The organism is Candidatus Clostridium eludens (assembly GCF_045310515.1).
GTDB lineage: Bacteria > Bacillota > Clostridia > Clostridiales > Clostridiaceae > Clostridium_B > Clostridium_B eludens.
In genome coordinates this window covers 1-10,137 of sequence record NZ_JBJHZX010000074.1, presented here as the reverse complement: position 1 = coordinate 10,137, position 10,137 = coordinate 1, and the positions used below count along the sequence as shown (strand labels likewise).

At 30.8% G+C, this 10,137-nt stretch carries 9 protein-coding genes; 3 read left to right on the top strand and 6 right to left on the bottom strand.

What is annotated here, in order from left to right; translation table 11 throughout:
- Positions 1 to 163 precede the first annotated feature (163 nt).
- The 3 genes from ACJDU8_RS24215 to ACJDU8_RS24205 form a co-directional block, all read right to left on the bottom strand.
- Positions 164 to 1,093: a G1 family glutamic endopeptidase gene (locus ACJDU8_RS24215; RefSeq protein WP_406794747.1), complete on the bottom strand. Its 930-nt coding sequence runs from the start codon at positions 1,091 to 1,093 to the stop codon at positions 164 to 166.
- Positions 1,094 to 1,569: 476 nt separating this feature from the next.
- Positions 1,570 to 3,117 carry an Ig-like domain-containing protein gene (locus ACJDU8_RS24210; protein WP_406794748.1) on the bottom strand — a complete coding sequence of 516 codons (1,548 nt, stop codon included), beginning with the start codon at positions 3,115 to 3,117 and terminating at the stop codon, positions 1,570 to 1,572.
- Positions 3,118 to 3,286: 169 nt separating this feature from the next.
- Complete coding sequence (locus tag ACJDU8_RS24205; protein WP_479723079.1) at positions 3,287 to 3,667, bottom strand: DNA adenine methylase; 381 nt, start codon at positions 3,665 to 3,667, stop codon at positions 3,287 to 3,289.
- A gap of 175 nt (positions 3,668 to 3,842) precedes the next feature.
- Here ACJDU8_RS24205 and ACJDU8_RS24200 point away from each other — a divergent pair, with 175 nt between their 5' ends.
- Together ACJDU8_RS24200 and ACJDU8_RS24195 are read left to right on the top strand one after the other, a co-directional pair.
- Positions 3,843 to 5,165 carry a glycosyl hydrolase family 18 protein gene (locus ACJDU8_RS24200; RefSeq protein WP_406794746.1) on the top strand — a complete coding sequence of 441 codons (1,323 nt, stop codon included), beginning with the start codon at positions 3,843 to 3,845 and terminating at the stop codon, positions 5,163 to 5,165.
- A gap of 559 nt (positions 5,166 to 5,724) precedes the next feature.
- On the top strand, positions 5,725 to 6,303 hold the full coding sequence (locus ACJDU8_RS24195) for a hypothetical protein (protein ID WP_406794745.1): 579 nt from the start codon (positions 5,725 to 5,727) through the stop codon (positions 6,301 to 6,303).
- 328 nt (positions 6,304 to 6,631) lie between these two features.
- On the opposite strand, the gene ACJDU8_RS24190 is transcribed toward ACJDU8_RS24195, so the two are convergent.
- The 3 genes from ACJDU8_RS24190 to ACJDU8_RS24180 all read right to left on the bottom strand — a co-directional run bounded on the left by ACJDU8_RS24190 (position 6,632) and on the right by ACJDU8_RS24180 (position 8,886).
- Positions 6,632 to 7,195 (bottom strand): flavodoxin family protein, encoded by a 564-nt coding sequence (locus tag ACJDU8_RS24190; RefSeq protein ID WP_406794744.1) that lies wholly within the window; start codon positions 7,193 to 7,195, stop codon positions 6,632 to 6,634.
- Positions 7,196 to 7,660: 465 nt separating this feature from the next.
- Entirely contained in the window at positions 7,661 to 8,311 is a 651-nt protein-coding gene (locus ACJDU8_RS24185; protein WP_406794743.1) for a flavodoxin, read from the bottom strand.
- Positions 8,311 to 8,886: an NAD(P)H-dependent oxidoreductase gene (locus ACJDU8_RS24180; RefSeq protein WP_406794742.1), complete on the bottom strand. Its 576-nt coding sequence runs from the start codon at positions 8,884 to 8,886 to the stop codon at positions 8,311 to 8,313. The genes ACJDU8_RS24185 and ACJDU8_RS24180 overlap by 1 nt, the downstream gene beginning before the upstream one ends.
- A 127-nt stretch (positions 8,887 to 9,013) precedes the next feature.
- Here ACJDU8_RS24180 and ACJDU8_RS24175 point away from each other — a divergent pair, with 127 nt between their 5' ends.
- Positions 9,014 to 9,604 carry a TetR/AcrR family transcriptional regulator gene (locus ACJDU8_RS24175; protein WP_406794740.1) on the top strand — a complete coding sequence of 197 codons (591 nt, stop codon included), beginning with the start codon at positions 9,014 to 9,016 and terminating at the stop codon, positions 9,602 to 9,604.
- Positions 9,605 to 10,137: the final 533 nt, after the last annotated feature.

Below are 10,137 nucleotides of genomic sequence, written 5' to 3'. Positions count from 1 at the left end.
CTGCTTTATTGTACAAGAAAAGAACCTATATAAATAGTCTTTTTTAAAGTGTCTATTATATAGGTTCCATTTTACATAAAGGTAGAGGCTTTTATTACATCTTACTTTCATTCCTGCTCATGAGCGGCTTTTCGTTAGCAATGATTATAGATCATTCGAAATGTTAGTTAATACTAATTTGTATCTCGAAGGATCGGCTATGTCTCAGAATTTGTCTTGGTAATCTTCGCCTAGATCTGCGAGTTGAAGTTGAGTTAGTATTTGTCGTAGTAAAAGATTCACCATCCGCACCAAGTTCAGAAGGAGAAATCACAATAGCTCCACTACTTGATACCATAGCAATAGGTTGAACAGTATTACCAGACGCATTTAATGCTTGACCATTAACCATTGCTGACTGGTATTTTACAGTACCCATATTTGCCAAAGGAAACAGTTGTCCATCTGTATTGGAAGGATCTTCACTAATCCATTCTGCTGATGTTCCAATTTCTTGATCATAGGAAGAATCTAACGTGGTGGATATTGTTTGAGTTTGTGTCTGGCCATCAGGGGTATTTGCAGTAAACGTTAAATTCCATGTAGAACTTGAGGATTCAGCTATGCTAACATTAATAGTTGAACCAATAGGAACACTTAGTACGTTTTGAGCAACATCCGGTAACTGTTCCCAAAATACCTCTGCTGTAGGTTGACCATTTTGTATTTCCTCTATAGTCCCCATTTGGAGGAGATCTGTAGTACTTACTCCACCCAAACCAATCCATTGTGCAGCAACTGCATCTTGCTGGGTTGCTGAAATACTAGGGATTGTCCAACTACCAGAGACGCTAGTATAGCTACTATCAGATGTAGGTGTAACTATATACCCTCCCCAATTACTGGATTGTTGTGTATTTGCAGGAAGTTGTGTTGTAGCCACAGTATCTTGTAATTGTCCACTTTGTCGTAAATTTCTATTAGGAAAATACCCAGATAAAACATACTGGTCGTTAGTAATAGGCTGAGATGAAGCTCCATGGACAGTAGAGCCTCCAAATCCAACTAACGCTACTAGCAATATAATTGGGACTTTTTTCAATATAGTTTTCATAGCTCATTCTCCTTCATAAAATTTATTAATTTAAATATCGAGTAAACTTAACCAACAATATAGAGGAAAGTCATAATAAATTAGGTCATGCTTACAAGAAAGACTACTATATATTGCCCTCAATGTCAATAGATACCATGTTAGTATACTTATGGATTTTGAGGTTACAATATTTCTAAAAAAATTATAAATGTCAATTGTGGCTACAATATGTAATAATTATGTGAAATTTATGTGATTTATTAAACATCAAAACTAAAAATCTAGTAGGATTTTTCCCGCTAGGTTTTTAGTGCTATTGACTTATTGAGTAACATTATATGTCGTAGATTACACAGCTTAATTATTCATCAGATTAAGTGAGTATTAATGAAGAGCCGCATATAATAAATTACAAATCCGGTTCTGTAAGGATTGCTACAAATATCACCTTAGTAAAAAGATATTGCATAGCCTTTTACTCAACTAATCTATTTTTAATTACTCAATTCATTTCCTCGATTGGTTAAAAAATCTTCACATGTACTATCTAAGTCATCAAGTGACCATAATCCTGTACTCTTGAATTTATATCCAAGATAAGATACATAATCATTGTAATTCACATTGTAGGTTTGTATTAAAGGATATATAGGCTTGTCCAGTCCATCATCCTTGTAATCCTGAAGCATCTTATCTATACATGCAGTAACTGACCACTGCATGTCTCCCCAGTAACATTGAGGTGCCGCAAAATCACAATACTTATTAAAAACTGAATAGGGTATATCCTGATGATAACTTTCTACTGGAAAGGAAGCATATCCAATAACAGCATTAGGACATTTACTCCTTACAAGTTCGCATACTTCTTCCGCTTGCTCTGTTTTACCTGCCACGTCATCTTCAGGATCAAAGATATAGTAGTCACTATTATTAAGGGCATCTATTATTAAATTAGCCTCATCTTGAACATAATTAAAATAATTATACCCCCAGGTGCCCACTTCAAATCCTGCTTCTTTAAAATTGTTTACATACTTTAAAAAATCAGCTCTGAAATCTATACCTCCACCTGTAGGACTTGAGCCTTCATGATATTTAATACACACATTAGTTACTCCTAGGGACTTTAATTTTGATATTAAGTTGTCTATCCCTCCGTATTTATCCACTTCATCTTGAAGCTCCCATATCCACATAGTTGTGGAATTAACACTTGAAGAAGATGAAGAGCTAGCACTCGAAGAGGATGAAGAACTAGCATCTGAAGTGGAAGAGCTAGCCCCTGAAGGGGATGAGGAATTAGCATTTGAAGAAGTGTTTTTATCAGAAGCATTTATTGCTAAATTTAAGTTCACTTTTTTATCGTATCCTTCAACTTCTCCCTGATAAACATAGTTTCCTGGCACATCTAAATTATCCAGAGGTTTGTCCCAAGTAATGCTTACCGATTTTTTTTCTCCATCAGACATATTTGCAGTTACTTCATCCGGTAATGTATAGCTATCTCCCTGGTTTATAGTTGCATTTATATCACTTATAGAGGTTATTATTGACTCAGTTTTAAAAGTCATACTAAAAGAAGTTTTCAAATGTCTATTATATGTAGATGTCAAACTATTATCTACACTTAATAAATAATAGCTGTCTGGGTTATAGGGAGATATACTCGATATATTTATATAGAAATTGTTTTGGGTTAAAGATATATTTATTGGTACTTCCTCGTTAGTTTTTGTATCTATAATCTTCACACTGCTTTTGGCAGAAGATATATCTATGGGTTCATTAAATTGTATCACCCAAGTTTTATCTAAAGGTACATTGCTAACGCTATCTGCATTTGCTTGTGGAGGATTTAAAGTATCTTCCACCGTTGAAGAATTAGAAGCATCCTGCAATGTTGAAGGTTTAGATGCATCTTGGATCGATGTAGTTTGAATTTCAGATACATGAGAAACATTATCGGCTAATGCCACATTACATGGATTTAGTTGACATACTATGACAACCGCTGCAAATATTAAAAAATTTCCTAACATTTTAATCAATTGTATCCCTCCTTTCTGATTATGAAGATTTTAGAATAATACGCTCCTTTATTATTTTATTACTTTAAAGTAAAAATTCTATAAACACACTATAAACATTCTGTTACAATGTCAGATTTTACATTTCCATATTTAGTTATTTGACAAGCTAAGTTTTATTTCAATAATTAGTTATAATCAACTCTTTAAACTTTCTCCTCCTAGTTTCATCCTTACTAACTGTATAAGGAACTTCCACTTCATTTATATTAATATTAAAGTCCTTGTACCATTTTCTAACTCTTTCATGATCATTGATAGTCAATAAAAATTTGCCTTTTATATCTGACAATTTATCTTTCAATAATAGATGTTCCTTTTCTCTGAACTCATTACCGTACCAAGTAGCTTCAAAATATGGAAAATCTGCATAGAAAAAAGTATACTCCCTATCATACTTTTCACTAACTTTCTCAAAGCTTAAATTTTCTACATATTTATTAAAATTACTAAAGTTTTTTATCCAACTCACGTTAATTAGATCATCATATGGAAGAAATATATTAAGAGTTAATAACTATAGCTAGAGTATCTTAGGCAAGACAAAGTTATTTGTGTATGATCAGATAAGCTCCATAATTTACAATCCTTTCGCAATTTAAATATTCCCATAATCAGTATCGCTACTCACTTAGCTTTTAATGTAATTAAAAACTAAAATTTGAGGAGGGTTGCAAATGAGGATGAAAAGAAATTTTGTATTAATTATTTTAATTGCCATGGCTTTAATTTTCAACTCACAACTTGCATTAGCAAAATCAAATAAGTTAGTACCAATGGCGCCAATAGGGTTAACTACCTCTAATATTAGTACAAATTCTATAACACTAAAATGGTCTTCCGTATATAATGCATCAGGATATTATGTTTATATGGCTACACCAAACGATACTAACTATACTAAGGTTGCCACTGTTACTAGTACAAGTCTACTAAAATCTGGATTGACTGCTAATACACAGTACTGGTTTTTTGTTAGCGCTTATAATCGTTATGGTAAATCACCAGATTCAGTTCATATAAAAACTACTACTCCAACGTCTACACTAACTACAAATCAAAAACAGGTTTTAGGTTTTACAACTTATTATTACAGTGGAGATACTTCCTCCTATAATTCAATGACAGTCAATACTTTAACTATTGATGAAATAGCAACACAAACCTATAATACTAATAGTGTTGGCAATATTTCCGGATTAATTCCTACTAATCAAATTATCTATGCAAACAGCAATGGAATTACAACCTATGCGATGATTCAAAATAATTTTGATGGTAATATTGCAAAATCAGTGTTGGAAAATCAAACAAACAGGCAAACTTTAGAAAATAACCTTTTAAATGCAATAAAAACTAATGGTTATAAAGGTGTAAATGTAAATCTTGAAGGAGTTTTCTATTATGATAGAAGTTACTACACAACCTTTGTAAAAGAACTGTATAATATATTAAACTCTCAAGGTTATTCATTAACTCTTTCAATACCAGCAAAAACAAGTGATAGTCCAACAAATAGTTGGAATGGAGCATATGACTATGCCGAATTGTCAAAGAATTGTGATAAAATAGCTATAATGACTTATGATGAACATTATCCTGGTGGAACATCAGGTCCGATTGCTTCTATAGGGTGGGTTGAAAACGTAGTAAAATATGCAGTTACAGTAATTCCAAGGGAGAAAATCATGCTGGGCATGGCAGCTTATGGATATGACTGGTCATCCAGTGGTGCAAAAGCTTATGGAATAAATGGTATGTATAATCTTGCATCTGCCAATAATGCTGCTGTAAAGTGGGATGATGTATCCAAATCACCATATTTTAATTATACAGATGCATCAGGTATATATCACTCAGCTTGGTTTGAGAATGGCCAGAGTGTAGGATACAAGCTAGATTTAGTTAACTCTTATAATTTAAAGGGTATTGCCATTTGGAGATTAGGTCTTGAGAATCCGGATTATTGGACAAGCGTTAAAACAAAGTTTAATAAATAAAAACTAACCTAGACATAGAAAAAGAAACTGAATTTGATATTTTAGTCTATAATATCCGTATGATAGCAATTATACTAAAAAAGTTAATATTTTATGGGATAAAACTTGCGGTTGTGGTTAAATAAGATAAAATTGAGCTAGTTGGGATGGTTTATTCCTATCTTGACTGGCTTTTTATTCCTTATAAAAAATATGATTGAATACTATATTTTTTATAATTTTTCTTAATTTTGACTTTCCTCCCATCCTACTAATAGGTGGATTTAACATTGTATATCACCCTCCTTTTTCAAAGCATATATTGATATAATCGGCAAAAAAATATAGTGACCCACTGAAACCACTATATTTTTACTGTACTATTAAACTCACAATATCATCTATATATTTCTGTCTTAATCTTTCTACAAATAATTTTCTAAAATGCTTTGAATTCTTACTTATAGAGTATTTACATATTTAAAATATTAATAAATTAAAAACACTATACAAAATATATCTACTTTAATACAATTAGTTCGATAATTCAAGAAACAATTACAAAGGAAGTGTAATAAATATGTCCAACAATATCGATTTTCTAACTCCTTACTTATATACTAATGCTTTAACTACAAATAACCAAGTTTCTGAAAATCCATTATTAGATTCAGATAATACGGATAATTCAGCCTCTGATTTAGGCTTGGATTCAGTTATGTTTAGTCCTGGAGCGTTAAGTACCCTAAATTCATCACAAACATCTAGTACTACTGATACGTTTAATTCTACATTAGATAATTTAGTATCAAACGGTACCATTACTGCAGATCAAGAAAATTCCGTTAAAAGTGCTTTTATTTCAGCAAAAAATTCTTTTTCATCATACTCAAATACCACATCACAATTTCCTTTAGATAAACTTGTGTCAAATGGTACTATTACTCAAGAACAAGAGAATTCTATAAAATCCGCCTTAATATCGGCTAAAAAATCTTCCTATTATAACAAAATAGAAAAACAAGCTCAAATAGTATCGAAAAACCCTATGTTATCAGAAAACCCCGAACTATATATAAATTCAGATTTATACCAACAAAATAATACTATAGATGATGATAGTGACATTTCTGATACTTCAATTTTAAACCAATTATAATATCTAGTAACAACAAAAATAAGTCTACTGATAACTAAACTTCAGTAGACTTATTGTCTTTAAAACACCTATATATTTCATCATTTGAAATCCTTACCATTAACTTAGCATGCGCTGTCCTAACCTTATGTTTGTAATTGTAGAAGAAATGGTGGATTAAATTTGACTCCTTTCTGAAAGCTTAATTGACAAACAATAAATTACACTTGTGACACAAGTTAAGAATATTGTACAATAAAATTTAAATCTATTAGATTATCGAATAACTAAATTTTGAGAAGATAATTATTCAACAACCTAAAATTAATTAAAGTTTTTTCACATATTATTACATAGACAGCTCTTTACCAATTGCATATGCTTTTGATAATAATTCTTTGTTTTCTAATACAGCTTTTAGGTCATTTGCTCCACTGCATATTATGGTATTTATTATATTAAGGCCAAGAAAGCTTAAAACTCTGTTATTAAGTTCAATATATTCTTTAAACGAATCTACATTAGGTGCTCCTTGAGAGTATATCGCTACAGTCTCCTTTACTCCATATCTTAATTCATAATTACCAGATTCTCCACTTAATAATGGATAAAGCCTGTCCATTAATTGTTTTACTTGACCACTAACTTGACACATATATATAGGTGAACTAAATACTACGGCATCTGCTTCTTTTATATCGTTCAAGACCTCATTCATATCATCTTTTATACAACATTGTTCAAATTTTCTACAGTAGAAACATCCTCGACAGGGTTTTATGTCCATATCTTTAATATTATAGATCTTAATTTGAGCATTGAACTCAGCTGCCCCTTTTAGAACTTCATTAACGATAGTGGATGTATTTCCCTCTTTTCTTCCACTTCCGGTGAAGGCTACTATTTTTTTCATATAATAATTACTCCTTTCGATTTATAAAGCTGATTGGCTATCTAGTACTAGAATATAGTATAATATGCAATTATTAAAGTAGTATTATTTTTACTACATAATCATAAAAATAATACTATTAAAGAAAAAGGGGTCCATTTCATGTCTAAAATGATTTACAACATCCTCCTTAGCAGCTAGTTCAATAGTAAACATGCATCTTTTACGACTTTCAAACAAAATACATAAATCGATTATATTTTTATTCTTATAAATTGGATATGAAAGAGCAACGGCTAAATGACACCTTTGCTCTATAATTTTCATAATAAATAAAGTTTTTTACTTTATCCCTTGTTCAGTAACATTATACAGTGCTACTTGTATAATGTTACTAGCCTAAATTGTACGACTTTATTCAAAAGCCTATATTCATTAAGACATGCTTCGAGAATAAATACTCCTACCAATGTTTTTAAGTACCTTTTATACATTTTCTAATAATGTTTTAGCATATAGTTGCTCTTTGCTTATGGACATTCTTTCAGCGGCCTCTATCCAATACACATTTCCATTAGAAATAAATATATCCTTAGATATCCTTGGTGATGTAAAAATGTTTTCTTTATTATATTTAAAGTCGTTATCAATATCCTTCTTAATTTCCATGAAAGCATTATAAGCATCTTTCTTAATTTCACTATTGAATGGAATGATTGACTTGGTATTTTTCATGAATTCACCAGCGCCTACTCCAACCCCAAATCTCCATTCATAACCTACTTTAGTACAGAAATTCTCTAATATTCTAAGTGCATGTCTATTTTGAATTCCCTCAAAGAATCCACAGTTAACTACTGCATATACTCGTATTAACTTTTTCATGTTTTTAGTTTGTTGTTCTAGGTTCATTAGAAACTCAATTACTGTTGAAGGCAATAAATCTACATATAAAGGAGAAGCAATTACAAGAATATCTGAATTTGTAATGTCTTCATAGTTAACCCTATTATTTAATGAAGCACGATTTACTTCTATATTGTCATTCAGAATCATTGCATAGAGATTATCAATAAGAGCTTCAGAAACACTATTGTTTACCTTTGGACTGCCATTTACAAAATATAGCTTTTTCATTATACTGCAACCTCCTTTTGTTTTATAAACCTAAATATATCAGCAACTAAATCTTCAATTTCTTCTGATTTTCTACATAGATGGACCTCCATCTTATCCTTTTGAAAATTTATTGCATTTGCCTGACTAAGCTTCCTAAAAGTTTCTTCCTCATCAATAGAAATGTCACTGCCGTAGCCAACATAAATATATTCAGGATATTTTTCATAACGTGGAGCATGATGCAGCTCTCCATTAATGCACTTAAAAAACGGAAGAATTTTGCATATACTCCGATCCAACACTCGCTTGATCTGTGGGCTGGCTCCACCATATTTCACTTCACTTAAGATAATGTAAACATCACTGTTAACCTCGTTTTTACATATATGCCTTGTTACATCATTAAAAATGCAAATTCCCGGTGTTTTTAACCAACAGTTAAAGCAACCTATACATTGTTTTATTTCAGCATCTTTTACATTATAATGCTTATAACTATAAGTACTATCCTTTAGTTTATTTATTAACTCATTCTCCAAATTTTGTCCAACATTATTTTTAGTTGAACTATCACTTACAATTAATATCCTCATAAAACTCCTCCTTAATTACATAAGTTTACGATGTCAACTTAATAACTTCATTATACACACCTAAGTTTACGCCGTCAACATAGTATGTTATAATTTTCTTATAAATTTAATTTGGAGGACAAATAGAATGACTAAAGATACCTACCATCATGGCACTTTAAAAAAAGATATGATTAGCAAAGGGCTAGATCTTTTAAATAAAGAGGGTTTAGAGGGTTTTTCTCTAAGAAAGGTTGCAAGCATGTGTGGTGTAAGCAATAATGCTCCCTATAAGCATTTTAAAAATAAGGAAGAGTTAATTAATGCAATTGCTCTTGAGGTTTCGCAAGCTTTTGCTACTTCACTGTTAGAATCAACACAAAAATATCCGGATAATCCTAGGCTGCAAATTGTTGAAATGGGAAGATCCTACGTAAAATTTATGATCGAAAATCCTGAGTATTTAAAATTTTTATTTCTCACTGAACATAAATATCCTATTTTTGTGAAAAATAATAAATTGCTACATCCCGAAGGCACCCCCTTTGATATTTTTAAAAAAAGCTGTGAGTATTACCTTGAATCCATTTCTGATAATAAAGAATCCTATTACTTAGATTCTCTATATATGTGGAGTTTAGTGCATGGCATAGCCCTTTTGATTGTTAACAAGGTAATTGAATATGACGGTGATTATTTAGAATTGGTAGATAAGATTATAGATAAGAAAATAAAATAAAACAACTAAAAATATGTTTAGTAAAAAAGTGCTGCTATCTTTGCAAGATTAGCACTTTTTTACATGAATTTCACTAACAGATGTCTATAAAATTTTTTTCTAAATAACACAAAATTCACATCATTATTTAACATCACATACACAATTACCGGTTATATTATAATAAATTACCATAATAGTTTTATAGTATAAAGAATCCCTCAAAATTGTTTTGTTTACTTATTACAATAAAATAATTTGATGGGATTCTTTATATTTAAATTACTTAAACTAAATACTTATATCCAAAATTAATTGTATCAAGGGCTTTATCTATAGTATACTTTCCACCTTTAACCTTCTCAATATATAATTCCTCTGCCTTGTTTTCTCCATAGCCCTATACTCCATTTGCCTTGCCTTAACCCCTGTAACATTAAATATTTCTCCTACTTCTTATTGCAATAATATTTAGCTAAGATTTTTACCCACTGCCATATAAATATTTGTCAGCAAAATTCATGGTTTCTATGGCCCAATGAATACTATGACTT